Raw genomic sequence first — 17,969 nt, forward strand, 5'->3', positions numbered from 1 at the left:
CCCAACTCTTTTGTGATACAACTAATTGATACTGCCCTTTTGTTCCCTTTTTGTAGACAGGTACAAAACCGTGTCCAAGCAGTTCGAAATGTACAGGTCTGCGAATTCCGCTCTTGGCTTTGTTAATAGGCAGCCTGAGTGCATCCCTTAAAAAGATATACAGCTCATTACCTATCCTTTTTGCCTCGCTCTTGCTCCTAGTGTAAACACTAAAATCATCCGCATAGCGAACATAGAGCAGTCCTTTCGACTCCATATGCTTATCCAGTACATCTAACAAAATATTAGATAGTAATGGACTCAAAGGGCTTCCCTGCGGTATTCCCTTTCGGCGTTTCTCGAGCCGTCCATTGATACGTATGGGCGCTCGTAGCCATTTTCGGATTAGACGCAAGGTAGTTGGGCATTTTACCTTGTTGTAAATAAGTTGCAGTAATCGCATATGGTCTACCTCGTCGAAGAACCCTTGTAAATCAATATCTACAATGTCCTGATATCCAGTATTGATATACTGCTGGGCTTGTAGTACTGCTTTGTGCAGGTTCTTATTGGGGCGGAAACCATAGCTGAGCGGTTCAAATTCATATTCGAACTCAACCATCAACTGTTGGTTCACCGATTGTTGTAGCCATCGATCCACTACTGTTGGAATCCCTAAAAGTCTGGTCTTACCCATACCTTTTGGAATGGAAACCCCTAAAATCGGGTCTGGTACATAGCGGTGTGTGCGTATAGAAGATAGTAGGTCGTCAAGGTGTTCTGCTATGTAAGCAGCTAATTCCGTTGTCTTCATACCATCTACTCCGCACCCTCCCTTATTGCGCTCAACTTTACGTTGCGCCTTATAAAGATTCTTTGCTTCTAATACCTTTTCAATCATAGGGTCAGTAAAATGTAAATACTCCTGTTGGTCTAAGATGGGGCTAGCTAGGCTTCCCAATCAAATTCCAACATAATCTAATGTTCAGTCCTTCCTTATCTGTGAGACTTCTGTGGTTTGTTTTCACAGCTCGTTTCCTATAAGTACTATGACCTCTGCTGACTTCTCCATTATGCCAACACGTGGCTATGGAGACCTCCCCAGGTAAGAACATCTTCTTTCACTCAATCCCTGCCGTATCTACATATTTACCCTTTTGATAATCGTTGGGCGTTACAATGATGTGCTTGCTTACCCAGGTAAATATGCCTCTGTATACGGTTCCTGTTCGTCAGTACCGAGTTTTGTAGTCTCGCTTTTACTCCAGCGCATAAGGGACTTGCACCCTCTAAATTAATATCTTACTTTGCAGTAAGGTAAAGATGCCCATACTGGGCACACACAATATGTATAAGCAATGGCTTGTCCTCGCCTACTTGGAAATACCTGCGGAATTTCCCAAAGATAGTTTTATATTTGGAAAGGTCTGTGCCGAAACACGCCACAGCTCATATACAAAAACGTTGTGCTGCATACTGAAGAAACCTCCTGCATCTATGGAAACAAATGATAAATTGAGAGAACAGATTTTTGAAATAATAAAGAATCAACTCACAAACAGTGACCCTCCTGAAACTAAAATAACATTTGATAGATTGCGAAAACAAGGATTTGATGATTTTCAAACCAGACAAATGATTGGGCAATGTTTAGCTGTTGAATTATTTGATGTTATGAAATTTGGGAAACCATATGACAATGAACGATATATTAAGAATTTAATAGCTTTGCCGAAGGAACCTTTTGATAAGATTAAATGAAAAAGACTCTTAAAAAAGAATGCAGGCTTCGTTCAGCAAAGAATTGGATAAAAACTTATTCAGGAAACAATGTTGTTAAGGGATATTCAAAAAAATATTCCGTTGACAAATTATGTGCTATTAAGGAGTTAAGAATGCTTGGAATTGAAATTTCGGAAGAGTATGAACATCAGTTGCAAAAGTCGGTGGAATCAAATAAACAGCAAAGACTTTCAGCAAAGAAAAAACAAGAGGATGAATTAAACACTTTATGCGGTTATGAAAGTGATGAGTTTTTTGCAATGATTATTGGATATACAAGCGGCGGACTTCCATATGGAGTGACACACAAAGAAATGAAAGATATAAAAAGTAAAACCGAAATTGAATAACTATGCCAGCAGGACAAGCACATACAACTTGGTTTCCTGAACTAAAGGACATTCTTAAAATTAGTTGGAATTCAAAACTGTCAATAGAACAACATTTTATTATAGTAAATAATTTGAACGAAAAATTAAAACAAATTCGTACGGATTTGAATATTCAGCCACCAATGATCTGGTGTCCGAATTGCCAGAAAAGACATCGCTCAAGATTTTCTGATGTTTCAATAACAGGAATGTATTATGCACTTAAAAGATTTGAGGTGTGCGAAAACGATGAGTTTAATAAGCTATTAAGGGAATGGAAAAAATATTCAAACTCAGAGAACATTGATATTTATGGTAATAAAAAGACTGGTAAAAGTATAGTGACAAATAATGATTAGATAAAGTACGACGGCACAACGTGTATAATTAATGGCTAGTTTGAGCTTGCTTACGAAAATCCTTGCGGATTTTCTATTTGGTTTGTATTTACTAAATTAGTAGCTGAAACACGCCACTAATCAAGATACACAAAAACGTTAGCAACAAGCAAAAAAAACCAAGCTAAATATGTCTCTTAGAGAATTAAAAAAGGAATTAACCCAAATGGACAAAACTGAGATCATAAAGCTGATTTTGGAGATCTATAAAAATATTCCTGATGCTAAAAACTACTTAGATATATTCACAACAGGCGATATTGAAAAGCTTACAGAAAAATATAAAAAAGAAATTGAAAAATATATTTATCCAAATGGAAGGAATATGAATTTACGTGAAATTGAGGCACGAAAAATAATTCGCACAGTTCGCAAAATGAATATTACAGAATTAAATATCGAATTGGAATTACATTATGTAAGTTGTTGTTTAGAAATTATTGAAGATTTTGGATATTGGGATGAAAACTATTATATGGCAATAGGAAAAATGTTCTACAATGCGGTAAACGGAATAAATAAAATGGGAATTGAAGAAAAGTATCTCGAACGAATAAAAACTCTATCTTATAAGGCGAGTGAATTCGGAATAGAACTTGAATTTTAGTAAGAGAAAAGCCAGTGGCTAACAAAGTATTGTGGCAAAAAATCCAGATAAAAAAACCAAAACCTCAAGTTCTACTTCTAAAAACAAATCCATCATCTAAAATAACCCATTAGTATAAAAATCACAGCTCCCAATCCCATTACCAAACTCACAATAAACACTATCACCGCCCAATTCGGATAAATTTTGGCCTGCTTTATTGTAGTGTCAAAATGATTTCTAAAACGCTCCATCGCTTTAATGTTGGAGATCACTTGCTCTTGATGGGACTGGATAAGCGTTTTATATTCCGTTAGATCCATCTTGACTTTTACCTCCCTTAACTGCTCAGTTAGTTCCTCCAACTTTTCCAAAGTGTTTTTAAAATCGGTGGTCTCATTGACCAAAAGCGCGGTAAATTCTTCAAGTTTTGTCATGATCGTTTTATTTAATAAGAGAGTCCATGTTGAATTGTTTTTTTGATAATGAACTTAGTCAGTTTTAAAGCTAATTTTGGTGCCAAGCCTACTGTATTTCCTGCCAACGTTACCCCAACGGTACTGTTTTTTAAACTCTTGATGCCTTCAAGACTACCCATTTGTTTACCAATATTTCCAATGGACATATTGCGGTGCACTTCACTGCCCTTTAGATTATGTCCATCAAATTCAAAGCGGAACCCTTGTAGATTGTTTTGTTTATTTATGGTTGGGATGACCTTGACGCCATTGGTCTCCATGGCCTTGATATAGGCATCAAATGATTTCGGTTTTAAATGTTTCATGGTCAAGTCATGTCTGCGCTTGATCTCTGTTCGCAATTCCTTCAGATTGAATTCTTTTTCAAACTGTACTTGTTTAACGGTGGTCAATCCCATATGTTCTGCCACTTTTTCTGCTGCCAACTGACTCCGTTTACCTATAAAACTATCATTGTAGGCCACTCCCCTAAAATCAATCCGGTTGACATATAAATGGATGTGCTTATGCTCTTTGTCCCTATGCACAAAAGCGATGGCCTGACGCTCGCCGAGTTTCATTTCGTGAATGAACCGTTTGGTAATGGTCTGCAGCTTGTCTTTATCCAATTTCCTGCCGTCCTCTATCGTTGGGCTGAGGATAAAGGACAGGGTGTTCTTGTTACAGTTATAATTCAGGTCCTGAAGCATTCTGAATTCTTTGGTAATTTCTGCTGGGGAATCACCATGCAAAAATTCCTTGAGCACAATTTCGGCATCCTTTTCCTGGTTCCATCCATAGGCCATCGATGCTCTCGTGTGTGATATGCTTTTACCTTTTCCTATCATAATTGAAACTTTTTAAGATGTGCCTTGATTTCATTGGCCAGGGCATATACCGATTCGGTCAGTTTGGGATTTCGCTTTCTGTACATGTTCCCGATGGCTTTAAAATTATTGTGGTATTTGATCATCATTTTATAAAGTTCAATGTGCTCCTCGCTAAACCGTTCGGTAATGTCCTTATCGAATACGGCACGTCGGATATATTCGCTTAGGCTCAATCCTGAGGCTGCTGCCTTAATGTTCAAGATCTTCTTTTCGTAAATGGAACATCTGAACTTGACCAGATCACTTTTCCCCTTAAACACTCGTTTTTTTTCTTTGCGACCTTCGGGAGCAAACGAGAATGTGGCCACAGACACACATCTCGAATTCCTACCCAGGATAATTCCCATTCCATTGGCATCCATTTCCAGATCCAATTCCACACTTTCAGAATGTTTGAGTAAATGGGCAGGAATCTTTAGATATTGCTGCTGTTCATTGTTTCGTTCAATTTCATTCTTTTCTCTCATGGCATAAAAAATCGTTTAAATCCTTGTGGTTTTTATAGGCATCACTTTGATCATTTATATGACTATATTTCTTTTTCAAATAAAGTGTTGCATTTTTTCCAGTCGAATCATTATCCAAATAGAGATCGACCATTTCATAATCTGAAATATGTGTTTCAACATTGTCTATAAATGCAATGGAGTTTAAAACCATGACATCTGAAACTTCTATTAAAGGCCCAGTCAAAACGGCCAACGATAATAAATCAAACATCCCTTCCAAGATGATCAGCTGTTTGCTGTTTCTTTGGAGATGGGAATAGGATTTAGGGCTGCTGCTATTCTTAAAGATCCTATTGCGCAATTCCCATCCGTTTTTGTTATTCTGTAAACCAATAGCAAAAAATTGCTTGTTCTTAAAAGTGTACCAAACTTCATGACAGTAGGTATCGGCAATGTGCAATGGAATCCCTCTCAGGTTCAAATATTGAATCAATGCCTGATGTTCGATGTTCTGAATTTTAGTGATGGTTATCCCAATGTCATTCGTGTTGAAATGTTGCTGCTGTTGAAAAGAAAAAGAAGGCCAATCTTGATTCAAATACGCCAGAGCTTCCTTCACAGAACATTTCAAAATCCTACACACCAGATCGATCACATTGCCTCCCACCCCTTCACCATGGTCGTACCATCGGTTCATGGTCTTGGAGACTTTAAAAGAGGCTTGGGTTTCTGACCTGAAAGGACTCAGAAACCAAGCTTCTTTTTCCGCTGTTTTTACGGGAAAGTGCCCGAGTTTTGCCAGCGCTCTTTCGATGGGAAAAGCTCGGGCGCTTTCACAGTTTATTTTTCTTTTCATCAGCCAGTCTGTTTTAGGTTTTTCAGATCTTAGTCCTGTCATCATTATTTTTTTTGATGACAGAATGATGATAAAACGATGACAGTCTAATCCCTTATCTTTACTGGTCTTAAATACTATCTGTCATCGTTTCATCAAAATATACCTTAACTTGAAGTGTGTTTTTCCTTTCATCAGCAAATTATATTGAAAATGATGAAAATTACCCTTATCACTTATAATCATTGGGTTCCTTTATCATCGAATCGCTGCATCATTTTCCTAATCCTCTCCAAAGTGTTTTAATAAGAAATCCTTTTCTATCGTATAGTACCTTCCCTTTGCATCGGTAAACCCCATTCCACCTTCCTGCCAAATCATCAATTTTTTATAGGCCATAGAATTCTCTTGATTGGTCAGGTTCCAGTCTTTTTTAAATATTTGTCTCAATTGGGTAAGGTCGGTTTTGACCCGCGTTCGGTTCAGGAGGTGAAGGGCATCCAAGGGGCATAATTTCATCTCTTCTTCCTCCAACGTCTCCATGGCATTAAGAACAATGCTCGCCAGTTCCTTTTCCACTCGGTTTCTATTGTTAGACATCAAATTCACCAAAGCTTTGGTCCTGATCTGGGAGGCTGAGAACCACATGCGGGTCATCTGTGGACTGGTCAGTTTTCGATGTTGCAGATGGTGAAGCAGTGCAGGTATCTCCGCTTCCAGATATTTCAGAAATTGCGTTTCTTCCTTTTTCAGGGAAGGGATCTTCAACACCCAAAAGCGGGTCTCGTTGTTATCAATCTTTATGAAGTTGTCCTCGTTGTTGCTGCACAGAATGAACTTTCCGAAGAACTCTATCTCCCTTTTGTCCTTTCCCTTGGCTTCAATCTTATTGACGTTGGTCGTACTCAGGTTCTTTATCCGTTCAGTCAATTCCTCTTTGTTGAATAGAACCTCGTCAATACAGATCAAGAGCTTGTTGGCCCAATCCGAGTTGAATTGGCTATTGAAACTATCGTTGGTCAGATAGGTCAGATTTCCATCAAAAACCATTTTCAGCCATTTGAGAAAAGTGGTCTTGCCCGTGGACCTTTCCTTGGACACTAAACATAATATGGGGAGTATCTGAATTGGTCTCTTGAACAATAATTGTATATAATCCATGCCCAGGTTGATCTGCTCACCAAAAATATGTTCCATCAGCTGTAGGGTATAGGGGAACTCACCCTTCTGAAGTTTGTGGGGCAATGGTGCATAGGTATTATAGAAACCGTGCCATTCCTGTTCAAAGTCCAAATGGTTGGGAACACAGGTAAAACCGTCATACTTCTTGATCCTTCCAATGAAGCTCTTTCCGTAGTCCTGCCGAAGTGCCTCAAGCGTCCAGGGCACAATTATTTCATTCAGTTTTCCCGCAATGGTTGGGATTTGCACCAATTTATAATACGTCGTGCCTACGCGGATATAGGTTGGCTCTTTCATGATCCACGTTTTTTATTGGTCAACAACTGTTCATTGAACTGCCGTTCTAAAAATTCGTCGGATAGGTTGGGCTCTCCCAGAAGCCAGGCATCGATTTCTTCCTTGTTGAAAAATAGTTGGCGGATGTGCCTGTTGTTTCCCGTCGGGATCAATTTTAACTGTGAGAGTTTGTAGATCTTGCTTTTGGACAGCCCTGTGTATTTTACCAGGTCATCAATGTTGTATACCTTTTTTGTGTGGGAAAGCAGACCTTTGATATCCTGCAACAAATCCACAACGTTTTCTTGCTCATTCATAATCTTGATGTTTAAGAATTAATAATAAGTAAAAGGCCTTTTACTTTGATTGTACAGGACAAACATATGACGGTATATGCAGTAAAAACAATAGGGAAATAACGATTGCTTTAGAATTGCTCTAAGTTTTCCTTATAAAAATTGGAGAAGCATAAAAATTATGAGATGCCCAATGCTTTTGAGACGTCCTTTCTCACGTCGTCATAATGGCCTTCATGGGTAGCGGAACACCATTTGGAATAACTTGAGGGAAGTGTGCTTGGGTTTATTTCGGCATTCTGAAAGGTAAAACGTTCGGAGATAAGCATGTTCAATGCCTCCTTGGGTTTCGTGTCCATTCTAAAGATGCCTCCACGGACAATGAGATCCAAAAGTGTAAATAGAAACCTGATGTTTCCTGATTGTTTGTTCTTTGGGGTTTCCCTGATGACGATTTTCTGTTCGGCTGGGAGTCCATTAATAAGTCGAAGTAAGTTCTCGACATCATTACTGTCAAAACCAAAAAAGATAGTATCGATTCTTGACGGGGACAATGGCAAAAAAGAAAATCCCTGGACATTATTTTTGAACAATTCCTCGGACTTGAACCAAGTAATTACAAGCAAAATGGACAAACTGAACAATAACGAAACGAAAATATAGCTCGCTATAATTTGCACTAAGGAATAGCTGTTGCCGGAAATTAAAAAATAAAGGGTCAACGGTACTATGCCTAAAATTACGATAACGAAGATAGAAAGCCTGTTTGTGGTCAAACCGCCGTGCTTTAACCATAATAGTTTCAGCTCCCTTCTGCTTTGATATAGCCAACTTGCGAATATTTCTCCTAATCTTTCCACACATTAAAGATAAGAATAAATGAAAACGAAAGACAGATGAATTGTTGTACAGATGTTGTACTGATGAAAAAACAAAAGCCATTCAATTTCTTGAATGGCTTTGTCTCACTGCGCTCCTCTTCTTGGGCTCGAACCAAGGACCCTCTGATTAACAGTCAGATGCTCTAACCAACTGAGCTAAAGAGGAAGGTTAATTTATATATTTTTAATCCATTCTGATAATTCAGAATATTGCTACTGTTTTTAAGAACGATTCCCGAAGCACTTATGGTGCGCTAAAGCATAAGGTTTAATACCCTATTTTGAGGATGCAAATATATTGCTATTTTTAACTTGAGCAAAACAATTTTGAAAAATTTTTATTCAGTCAATGCTTTAAAAATATCATTGCCATTGGCAAACAATACTAACATGATGAGAATCATGAATCCAATCACCTGAGCACGCTCTAAAAACTTTTCACTTGGTTTGCGTCCTGAAACAATTTCGTACAATAAAAACATCACATGGCCTCCATCCAATGCTGGAATTGGCAACAAATTCAGTACCGCCAACATGATGGAAAGAAAGGCTGTAATACCCCAAAAATATTCCCAACTCCAAACACTCGGGAACACATCATAAATAGCCTTAAACCCTCCTACTTCTTTATAAGCACCTGTACTTGGTGTAAAAATGGCTTTAAACTGTTTGATATAAGACAGAATCTTGTCCTTGGTTTTGACTACGCCTACCGGAATAGCTTCCAAAAAGCTATATTTCTTGGTTTCAAAATCGTAATACCCTAAAGAACCCAAGGTTTCTGGCGTGGCTCCCGTAGCGTAAACCAAACCTAATTTACCTTCATCACTAACCGTTAGTGGGGTCTCAAAGGTGCTGTGATCCCTTAAAATGGTCGCATTAACATTTTGCCCCTTAAAATCATTTAAAGCTGGTAGGAGCTGGTCGGCATATTTGGTTTTGGTATCATCCAATGCGATGATGATATCACCTTTTCTAAGTCCGGCCGATTTGTTAAAAGAGCTGTCCGGAACTTCATTAATAATAAAAGGCATTCTTAAACTGACGAATCTCTTCTCTTTGGCATCACTGATTTGGGATAGAAAATCTTGTGGCAATTCTATTTTAGATTGTACACCATCACGCTCAATAGTCACTTGCTTTCCAAAGAGAATATGTTCAAAAATTTGCATGAAATCTTCAATGACAAAATCGTCAACAGCAATAATCTTATCACCAGTTTTGATGCCTAGATCGTTAAGCACCGTACTTTCAATAAGAACCCCATCCGGAATATTTTCATTGGGAAGGATCTGATCACCATAATAATAGCTGGTTCCAATATAAATAAATACGGCCAAAATCACGTTGACGGTCACCCCGCCCAACATAATTATTAGTCGTTGCCACGCTGGTTTTGAACGGAACTCCCAAGGTTGCGGCGGCAATGCCATTTGTTCCTTATCCATACTTTCATCTATCATTCCCGCTATCTTAACATAGCCTCCAAGGGGCAACCAACCAATTCCATAGACGGTATCGCCTATTTTTTTCTTAAACAAACTGTATTTGATATCAAAAAACAAATAGAATTTTTCTACGCGTGTCTTGAATAATCTTGCTGGTATAAAATGCCCAAGTTCGTGCAATACGATAAGCAGGGACAAACTCAATAAAAATTGAGAAATTTTAATTACAAACTCCATTGATTTCTTTTCAAAAAAAATTATAAGGCACAAAAGTAGTCTTTTAACCGCATTTAGAAAACTAATACGATTCTAATAGCTAGTTTTTTAACAGCGATTTATTAATCCTGCCCTTGTTGGTTCGGAGTTCCACAAAAAATAGGCCAGAAGAAAGCATAGAGACATCAATAGTTAAATTTCCAACCGAAGTGCTCATAAGTTGACCCAGAGCGTTATAAATACGGACCTCATCAATGGATAGAAAGTCCGGTTTTTTTATGGTCAACCGTTCCGAAACCGGATTGGGGTAGAACACTATGTCCATATTTAAAATGGATTCGTCTGTACTCAGAACCACGGTATTGTTTTTTGAAATAATATCAAATTCAGGATTGATCAGTACTTCTGCCACTACGAAATTAACCGTTTTAATGAAAAGTTCTCCATTGATAGTATGATCCAAAATCAGATCGAGAATTTCACCCTCGGTGCCTACCAATCGTACGGGCAGGCCAACTTCAAAAAAAGATACGGACGCATCACTTTGTAGCTGCTCTAAAGTTAATCTTATTTCGGTAGGCGTGGCCTGTGACCATTCTAGGTTAAAACTCGGATAGCCTTCACCGTAAAGCCAATCATTGAAAAAACCTGATAGATCCACACTACTTGTTTGTTCCATAATAGCAATAAAATCTTCTGATTTTGCGTATCCGAAAGCGTGACCTGGATGGTTTAAATAATTCCTCAAGCCTTGGAAGAAATGCGTATCACCCAGTTTTTTTCTGAGCATATGCAACAGCATCGCACCTTTATTATAGGACAGACGCTGATTAAAAATACGATTGACACTCAGGGTGTCAGAATCCTTCAAAAAGACTGCACCATCAGGAGCAGAGGTAATTGAGTTGAGCATCTGCTGTTTCCAGTTTTTAAATGATGCCTCGCCATCTAAATTTTCAATGACGAGCCCGGACATATAGGTAGCAAATCCTTCATTGAGCCAAATATCTTTCCAACTGCCGCAGGTCACTTTATTTCCAAACCAATGATGACCTAGTTCGTGAGCGATTAAGTTACGTCCAAAACTTCCCATAAAGGACACGGTCGTATGCTCCATCCCACCGCTCCATCCAAATTGGGCATGACCATATTTTTCATCGGCATAGGGATATTCGCCAAAAAGCGTACTGTAAAGGTTCATAATGTCCACCGTGACCGGAGTTTGCGCCTGTATAGTTGCTAAGTTTTCCGGATAGACGTAATTGACAATTTCAAATGGTCTTCCATTATTTGAAACCGTATCAGAATACACCGCATAATTGGTGACTGCAATGGCTACCAAATAGGCCGGGATAGGATAATTATGCTTAAAATGGGTTGTTTTACTGCTAGTATTGATTATTTGCGATTGTTCCAAGCCATTAGAAACGGCCACGTAGCTATCCCCATCAGGATTGGTCAATGGCGTGGTAATATGCACATCGATACTATCAATTTTATCAATCAGATCTTGCTTACATGGCCACCAACCTTTGGCACCATAGGGTTCGGAAAGCGTCCATAATACGGGTTTCCCAGCATGGGTATTGACTTCAAAGGAGCCAAAACCTGAACTTACGGGATTTCCTGAATAGCTAATGGTCAAGGAATCCAAGACACCAAGACTTTGTTCTTCCGAAAGCGTAATAACTACTTCATCATTGCTGTTCTGAGTAAAACCCAGCGGATTTCCACGTTGTAAAACCTGAGACACCGTCATATTGGCTGCCAAATCAAATACAACTTGGTCTAAATTGGATTTCGCTTCAAAATAGGTGGTCACATCACCACTTATGAACGCCACCGACGGATCCACCTCAAGTTCCAATCGGTGATATTTCACATCGTAATTTCCTGTATTGGCGTTGGGGCGGAATTGCATGCGATGTAAGGCTGATTGGGCTTCAGAAACGCTTATATCGCTAGTGTGGTAATCTTGAGCAATTGAGAGACAGGGAAAGAATAAAAGAAGAAGGAGGTAGTGGTGGTTCATGAAACGTAATTTTAAGATTAAAAATACCCTTTTTGATTCTTATCTGTTGTATTTTTGCAAACATATCTCATACAACATTTTCAAAACCATTAAAAATGCTATCTTTCTTTAGAGAATATAAGTTTTTTGCCATCTTTATGTTCTTTTTATCCGCAATCATTGTCACAATCATGTACAACGTCCTTTCTCCTGACAAAGTACTTCCTGTCTATCAACCCACTATGGTCAATTTTGAAATGGTGGATAGCACCTTGCAATACCAAAGTAAATATCATAAAATTGCCGATTTCAGCTTGGTCAATCAAAACGGCGATACCATTACCCAAAAAGATTACGAAAACAAAATTTATGTGGCAGATTTCTTCTTTACAACCTGTCAAACCATTTGCCCGATCATGACCGATCATATGGCTCAAATCCAAAAAGCAACCTTAGCGGATGAGGAAATCATGCTACTCTCCTATTCGGTTACGCCAGAAATTGACGATGTAGATCAATTAAAGCGTTATGCCATTGAAAAAGGGGTTATCGACAAAAAATGGAATTTGGTTACAGGTGATAAAAAACAGATTTACGAGCTGGCAAGAAAAAGCTATTTGGCAGTCAAAACAGACGGTAATGGCGATGAATATGATATGATCCACACCGAAAACTTCATGCTCATTGACAAAAAACGACAAATTCGTGGCTATTACGATGGCACCGAGCCTGACGATATTGAAAAATTATTGGACGACATTAAAATACTAAAGAACGAAGGGTAGAAGGATTGTTGATTGGAGATTGTTGATTTGAGATTGTTGATTGTTGATTGTTGATTGTTGATTGTTGATTGTTGATTGTTGATTTCGGAGTGGGAATTTAAGGAACCAAAATTGAAACTGAAGTTGAAATTGAAATTGAAATTGAAACTTACGAGTACGAAGGTTTACCAGATTACGAATGTTGACTATTGAATGTTTAAGTTGAGTCGATTTTTTCCCGCGGATGTCGCTGATTTTCGCAGAAGTCTTAAAAAGTACCGAGTTTTCTAAAAGGATTGGTTACGGTATTTAGGAACCAAAATTGAAACTGAAGTTGAAATTGAAATTGAAACTTACGAGTACGAAGGCATTACCAGCTTACGAATATTGAGTATCGAAATTTTTTCCCGCGGATGTCGCTGATTTTCGCAGAAGTCTTAAAAAGTACCGAGTTTTCTAAAAGGATTCGTTAAGGTATTTAGGAACCAAAATTGAAACTGAAGTTGAAATTGAAATTGAAACTTACGAGTACGAAGGCATTACCAGCTTACGAATATTGAGTATCGAATGTTGAAGTTGAGATAATTTTTTCCCGCGGATGTCGCTGATTTTCGCAGAAGTCTTAAAAAGTACCGAATTTTCTAAATTGATTTACTTCTTTAGTACTCTCCTATTAATGAACTGATTGAATGTCCCTGATTAGAGTTGGCCGTTATTCAAAAATCAAAATTCTTCACCCCCCGTACCGAAATGGCACGTTCGGGCGGGTCGTTAATCGCTAATCTCAAAACCTACTCAAATCCCTCAAGCTACCCTCTCAACTCTACCCACTACCCACTACCCCACTACCCACTACCCACTACCCCACTACCCTCTACCCTCTACCCTCTACCCCACTACTAATTCTCAACTTTCTCCCCCCAAATAACAAACAATAAATTTTTTTCGTTTACTTTTGCTTCTTTAAAATCAATCTAAATAAGCTTGCAGGCAACAGTCGCACATCTAAAAAAAGGGCAACGCGGTATTATTACTGATGTTTCATCCATTTATATCCCATTGAAACTACTGGAAATGGGCTGTTTACCCGGCAATTTTGTAGAGCTTGTTCAAGTGGCCTATTTTTCTGATCCGATGTACCTCAACATCAATGGCACTCATTTGGCCATCAGAAAGGAGACGGCAAGCCACATCTTAATCGATATTCTCTAATGAGTAAACAGATCAATGTTGCACTAATAGGAAATCCAAACACAGGTAAAACGTCAGTTTTTAACGCGCTTACCGGCTTGAACCAAAAGGTCGGCAACTATCCCGGTATTACCGTTGAAAAGAAAGAAGGCATCTGCAAATTATCTCGCGGTGTGAAAGCGCATATCATCGATTTACCAGGAACTTATAGCTTGAATGCGTCTTCATTGGATGAAAACGTGGTCATTGAATTACTTCTCAACAAAAACGATAAGGATTTTCCTGATGTTGCCGTAGTTGTGAGCGATGTTGAGAACCTGAAAAGAAACCTACTCCTTTTCACACAAATCAAAGACTTAGAAATCCCGAGTATTCTGGTCATCAATATGGCGGATAGAATGCGGTATAAAGGTATTTCTCTGGATATTCCGTATTTAGAAAAACAGTTGAACACTAAGATTGCCTTGGTAAGTACCAGAAAAAACTACGGCATTGACGAATTAAAGGAATTGATTTCCAATTATAGAGAACTGTCAACTGCTCCGTGTATGAATGCTTCGGAAATTGACAAGGACTATTTTGATGGCTTGCGCAAGGCATTTCCTGACCAGTTATTATATAAGCTATGGCTGGTCATTACCCAAGACGTTAATTTTGGTAAGACGGACCGTAATGAAATTGATCCTGTTGCCGATTTTAAGACGAAATCCAAGTCCGAGCTCAAACGTCTTCAGCAAAAGGAAACCATTAAGCGCTATCAGTTTATTAACGAAACGCTTAAAAAAGGTCAAATCATAGATTTAAGCACGGCCAAAGACCTCCGGATTAAATTGGACCTTATTTTAACCCATAAAGTCTGGGGCTATGTGATTTTCTTTTTCATCTTATTGACTATTTTTCAAGCCATTTATGACTGGTCCAGTGTGCCAATGGATTTTATCGATTCCACATTTGCGTCATTGAGCGAATGGACAAAAAACGCACTGCCCGCAGGTACTTTTACTAATTTATTGGCAGAAGGCATCATTCCTGGATTGGGTGGGATTGTTATTTTCATACCGCAGATTGCCTTCTTGTTCCTCTTTATTTCAATACTCGAAGAAAGCGGTTATATGAGTCGCGTGGTTTTTTTAATGGATCGAGGCATGCGGCGCTTTGGATTGAGTGGAAAAAGTGTAGTCCCTCTAATTTCTGGGACGGCTTGTGCCATTCCCGCAATTATGGCCACTCGAAATATTGAAAGTTGGAAAGAACGACTCATCACCATTTTAGTGACGCCATTCACCACCTGTTCGGCAAGATTGCCAGTATATCTCATTATCATCTCTTTAGTTATTCCCGATAAACGATTCTTTGGTTTAGGCTATCAGGCCATGACTTTAATGCTCTTATATCTTATCGGATTTGGTGCTGCCTTAGGATCAGCAATGATCTTAAACAAAATCCTTAAAATTAGGAGTAAGACTTTTTTTGTGGTTGAAATGCCAAATTACAAGTTGCCATTGTTAAAGAACGTTGCATTGACCGTGGTTGAAAAAACCAAAGCTTTCGTTTTTGGTGCTGGAAAAATCATCTTGGCAATTTCCATCATTCTTTGGTTTTTGGCCTCTTATGGTCCAGGAGATGATTTTAATAAAGCTGAAGAAATTGTCACTGCAGAATACGCAAATCAAAACCTCACCGACGATGAATTGCAGCAACATGTGGCGTCCCAAAAACTGGAGCATTCGTTTCTTGGCATTACAGGACACGCCATTGAATCTGCCATCAGACCTTTGGGATACGATTGGAAAATAGGCATTGCACTGGTCAGCTCTTTCGCTGCCCGCGAAGTTTTTGTAGGCACCTTAGCGACCATATACAGCGTTGGAAGTGATGACGAAGAAACCATTAAAAACAGGATGGCTGGAGAAGTAAATCCCATTTTGGGAGGACCGTTGTTTAATTTCGCTTCAGGAATATCTTTGTTGTTATTTTACGCCTTTGCCATGCAGTGTATGAGTACCTTGGCCATTGTACAACGTGAAACCAATTCGTGGAAATGGCCCATCTTACAGCTTGTAATAATGAGCGCTTTTGCGTATATTATAGCATTGATTGCGTTTCAGGTTTTGAAGTAATTTAAGGACGGGTGACAGAAGACCGATGACAGAAGACCGATGACAGAAGACCGATGACTGCGACTGAAAACTGCAACTGAATACTGAATAAAATGAACGATATCATTCAAAACATATTAGCTTTTTTAGCCCTCGGACTTGCACTAAGTTTCTTAGTCAAAAAATTCTTTTGGAAAAAGTCAAGAAAGAAAAAGGCTTTTGGTGATGCTCATGACTGTGATAATTGTCATTAGAACAATTGCTGTTATTAGTTTATATAAATTCGTGATCTTTTTAAGATACGTTAAACTTCTTTAACTGCAGCTCTTGCAAAATTTTTTGTCTTTGATCTTGGCTCTTTATTCTTTTCTCTATTTTTTATTTTCTTTTTCTAAAGCCACGACTTAAAATACTCCTCATCCGCTAATTAGATGAAAGAAAAAAGAGTATAGAATAGAGACCATTAAAAGAGGCACTTTCATTAAATCTTAGTCTTTATATTTATAATTTTCTTTTATTGACAATAGAAACAAGTTAAAAACTGAACTTCCCTGATTAGAGTTGACCGTTTTTAATTAATTTTCATTGTTAAAAATAGTCATCAATTTCCTTTCTTGATGCCTCAAAACAGAAAATTGTTTTATGAACCTTTCAGGACTCATTCTGTCGTTATTATTATGTAATCTTTTACTGTTATAATTCCTTACTGCTTTTGCTGTCATTCTTTTTAATTGACCGAAGTCCTTAGGTTTCCAATGATTCAAATATTCCTCTTTTATGGTTCTGTTGATACGCTCAGCAAAAGCATTATCCTGTGCGTTGAGTGCCATACTTATTTGACTCCCATTGTCCTTTAGAAGGCTGATGTACTCTTTATAGGTATATTGACTTCCTCTGTCACTGTGATGGAACAAAGGAGCCTCGTTTTCGTTCAACGCCATCTTTAAGGCATCCATATTCGCCTGTGCTCTCATGTTTTCAGAGACCTTATAGCCTACAATCTTCTTGGTATAGACATCTATTATAAAAACAGCGTAATAGTGTCTGTCCCCAATGGGTATATAGGTAATATCAGACTGCCATACCATTGATGGACGGTCAATTTTCATTCCTTTTATAAGGTTGGGATAATAGATCTTTGAAGCGATAGTTGTTCTTCTATAGTTCTTTTTACGCTTCAAACGATACCCAAGTTCCATCATAAGTTCTATAAACCGATCCCTTCCCATAAAGTTGGGTTTAAGTGTATAGTACATTTTCTCAACCCCACAACCTGGATGGTCCTCCCGCAGTTCGTCTGCTTCAAGGACCAGCTGTGCTGTTTTGCTATCAAAGATCTTTTGCCTAGTGCCGTACTGGGCAACGGCCTGTTTGCTCAGACCGACCTCTTTATAGAGACTGTTCAGGGAAAAACTCATTTTTTGTTTGTTCTCCCGGAACCAGTTGATTGTGGGGTGCCGAAGTTTTTTTTGATATCGATGTCAAGTTCATCCTTGGCAATCTCCATCATCTTTTCTAGATAATCAATCATTATCTGCTTGCGGCCTACAGTTCTCTCAAGCTCCTTTACACGGGCTTCGAGTTCTTTCATCCTTTTGTTGCTGCTGTCCTTCATCTCTATAATTCTAAATCCTTGTTCGTTAAAGGTAGAGAATTTATAAATCCAACTATAGATTGTAGAATTCCCAACACCATGCAGCTTCTCTAATTGAGGCACACTATACTTACCACTTTCAAAATCTGCAACAATCTTTTTCTTAAATTCAATTGAGTATTTACGCTGCTTGCGGATACTCCGTACATTTGCTTTCATAGTTTTCCACGCTTTAAGTGGTCAACCTATATCAGGGACGTACA

Annotated in this window: 19 protein-coding genes and 1 tRNA gene; 7 read left to right on the plus strand and 13 right to left on the minus strand. The window is 38.5% G+C overall.

Translation table 11 applies throughout. The annotated features are described in order from the left end of the window. Positions 1 to 880 (minus strand): reverse transcriptase domain-containing protein (locus tag MWU32_RS05195; RefSeq protein WP_246938294.1); only part of this gene is annotated, 880 nt, incomplete at its 3' end. Positions 881 to 1,476: 596 nt separating this feature from the next. Between MWU32_RS05195 and MWU32_RS05200 the strand changes: the two genes are divergently transcribed. From MWU32_RS05200 to MWU32_RS05215, 4 genes are all read left to right on the plus strand, one after another. Continuing rightward, positions 1,477 to 1,740 carry a hypothetical protein gene (locus MWU32_RS05200; protein ID WP_246938295.1) on the plus strand — a complete coding sequence of 88 codons (264 nt, stop codon included), beginning with the start codon at positions 1,477 to 1,479 and terminating at the stop codon, positions 1,738 to 1,740. Next, positions 1,737 to 2,111, plus strand: coding sequence for a hypothetical protein (locus MWU32_RS05205; RefSeq protein ID WP_246938296.1), 375 nt, complete (start codon positions 1,737 to 1,739; stop codon positions 2,109 to 2,111). The genes MWU32_RS05200 and MWU32_RS05205 overlap by 4 nt, the downstream gene beginning before the upstream one ends. Before the next feature lie 2 nt (positions 2,112 to 2,113). After that, the gene (locus MWU32_RS05210) at positions 2,114 to 2,491 is read left to right on the plus strand and encodes a hypothetical protein (protein WP_246938297.1); all 378 of its coding nucleotides are present in this window, start codon (positions 2,114 to 2,116) and stop codon (positions 2,489 to 2,491) included. A gap of 169 nt (positions 2,492 to 2,660) precedes the next feature. Continuing rightward, on the plus strand, positions 2,661 to 3,137 hold the full coding sequence (locus MWU32_RS05215) for a DUF6155 family protein (protein ID WP_246938298.1): 477 nt from the start codon (positions 2,661 to 2,663) through the stop codon (positions 3,135 to 3,137). A gap of 92 nt (positions 3,138 to 3,229) precedes the next feature. Here MWU32_RS05215 and MWU32_RS05220 read toward each other — a convergent pair whose 3' ends face one another. From MWU32_RS05220 to MWU32_RS05265, 10 genes are all read right to left on the minus strand, one after another. Beyond that, the gene (locus MWU32_RS05220) at positions 3,230 to 3,553 is read right to left on the minus strand and encodes a DUF6730 family protein (protein ID WP_246938299.1); all 324 of its coding nucleotides are present in this window, start codon (positions 3,551 to 3,553) and stop codon (positions 3,230 to 3,232) included. A gap of 11 nt (positions 3,554 to 3,564) precedes the next feature. Continuing rightward, on the minus strand, positions 3,565 to 4,422 hold the full coding sequence (locus tag MWU32_RS05225; protein WP_246938300.1) for a relaxase/mobilization nuclease domain-containing protein: 858 nt from the start codon (positions 4,420 to 4,422) through the stop codon (positions 3,565 to 3,567). After that, a complete protein-coding gene (gene mbpA, locus MWU32_RS05230) occupies positions 4,419 to 4,931 on the minus strand; it encodes a mobilization protein MbpA (protein ID WP_246938301.1) in 513 nt (170 codons plus the stop codon). The genes MWU32_RS05225 and mbpA overlap by 4 nt, the downstream gene beginning before the upstream one ends. Beyond that, positions 4,915 to 5,814 carry a toprim domain-containing protein gene (locus tag MWU32_RS05235; protein ID WP_246938302.1) on the minus strand — a complete coding sequence of 300 codons (900 nt, stop codon included), beginning with the start codon at positions 5,812 to 5,814 and terminating at the stop codon, positions 4,915 to 4,917. The genes mbpA and MWU32_RS05235 overlap by 17 nt, the downstream gene beginning before the upstream one ends. A gap of 216 nt (positions 5,815 to 6,030) precedes the next feature. Continuing rightward, the gene (locus tag MWU32_RS05240; protein ID WP_246938303.1) at positions 6,031 to 7,227 is read right to left on the minus strand and encodes a primase-helicase family protein; all 1,197 of its coding nucleotides are present in this window, start codon (positions 7,225 to 7,227) and stop codon (positions 6,031 to 6,033) included. Next, the gene (locus MWU32_RS05245; RefSeq protein WP_246938305.1) at positions 7,224 to 7,523 is read right to left on the minus strand and encodes a helix-turn-helix transcriptional regulator; all 300 of its coding nucleotides are present in this window, start codon (positions 7,521 to 7,523) and stop codon (positions 7,224 to 7,226) included. The genes MWU32_RS05240 and MWU32_RS05245 overlap by 4 nt, the downstream gene beginning before the upstream one ends. A gap of 158 nt (positions 7,524 to 7,681) precedes the next feature. Then, positions 7,682 to 8,362, minus strand: a complete 681-nt coding sequence (locus tag MWU32_RS05250) for a hypothetical protein (RefSeq protein WP_246938306.1) — start codon at positions 8,360 to 8,362, stop codon at positions 7,682 to 7,684. A gap of 113 nt (positions 8,363 to 8,475) precedes the next feature. Further along, a tRNA-Asn gene (locus MWU32_RS05255) sits at positions 8,476 to 8,549 on the minus strand. A 172-nt stretch (positions 8,550 to 8,721) separates the two neighbouring features. After that, the gene (gene rseP / locus MWU32_RS05260; protein WP_246938307.1) at positions 8,722 to 10,068 is read right to left on the minus strand and encodes an RIP metalloprotease RseP; all 1,347 of its coding nucleotides are present in this window, start codon (positions 10,066 to 10,068) and stop codon (positions 8,722 to 8,724) included. Between the two features lie 79 nt (positions 10,069 to 10,147). Next, on the minus strand, positions 10,148 to 12,079 hold the full coding sequence (locus tag MWU32_RS05265) for a M1 family aminopeptidase (protein ID WP_246938308.1): 1,932 nt from the start codon (positions 12,077 to 12,079) through the stop codon (positions 10,148 to 10,150). Positions 12,080 to 12,174: 95 nt separating this feature from the next. On the opposite strand from MWU32_RS05265, the gene MWU32_RS05270 reads away from it, so the two are divergent. The 3 genes from MWU32_RS05270 (at position 12,175) to feoB (ending at position 16,133) form a co-directional block, all read left to right on the plus strand. Then, positions 12,175 to 12,843: an SCO family protein gene (locus MWU32_RS05270; protein WP_246938309.1), complete on the plus strand. Its 669-nt coding sequence runs from the start codon at positions 12,175 to 12,177 to the stop codon at positions 12,841 to 12,843. Between the two features lie 963 nt (positions 12,844 to 13,806). Continuing rightward, positions 13,807 to 14,034 carry a ferrous iron transport protein A gene (locus MWU32_RS05275; RefSeq protein WP_246938310.1) on the plus strand — a complete coding sequence of 76 codons (228 nt, stop codon included), beginning with the start codon at positions 13,807 to 13,809 and terminating at the stop codon, positions 14,032 to 14,034. Then, positions 14,034 to 16,133, plus strand: coding sequence for a ferrous iron transport protein B (gene feoB / locus MWU32_RS05280; protein ID WP_246938311.1), 2,100 nt, complete (start codon positions 14,034 to 14,036; stop codon positions 16,131 to 16,133). Before MWU32_RS05275 ends, feoB begins: the two co-directional genes overlap by 1 nt. 554 nt (positions 16,134 to 16,687) lie before the next feature. Here feoB and MWU32_RS05290 read toward each other — a convergent pair. Continuing rightward, the gene (locus tag MWU32_RS05290; RefSeq protein WP_246937068.1) at positions 16,688 to 17,530 is read right to left on the minus strand and encodes an IS3 family transposase; all 843 of its coding nucleotides are present in this window, start codon (positions 17,528 to 17,530) and stop codon (positions 16,688 to 16,690) included. Further along, the gene (locus MWU32_RS05295) at positions 17,527 to 17,925 is read right to left on the minus strand and encodes a transposase (RefSeq protein ID WP_246937070.1); all 399 of its coding nucleotides are present in this window, start codon (positions 17,923 to 17,925) and stop codon (positions 17,527 to 17,529) included. The genes MWU32_RS05290 and MWU32_RS05295 overlap by 4 nt, the downstream gene beginning before the upstream one ends. Between the last annotated feature and the right edge of the window lie 44 nt (positions 17,926 to 17,969).

The organism is Gelidibacter sp. F63206, from assembly GCF_023015735.1.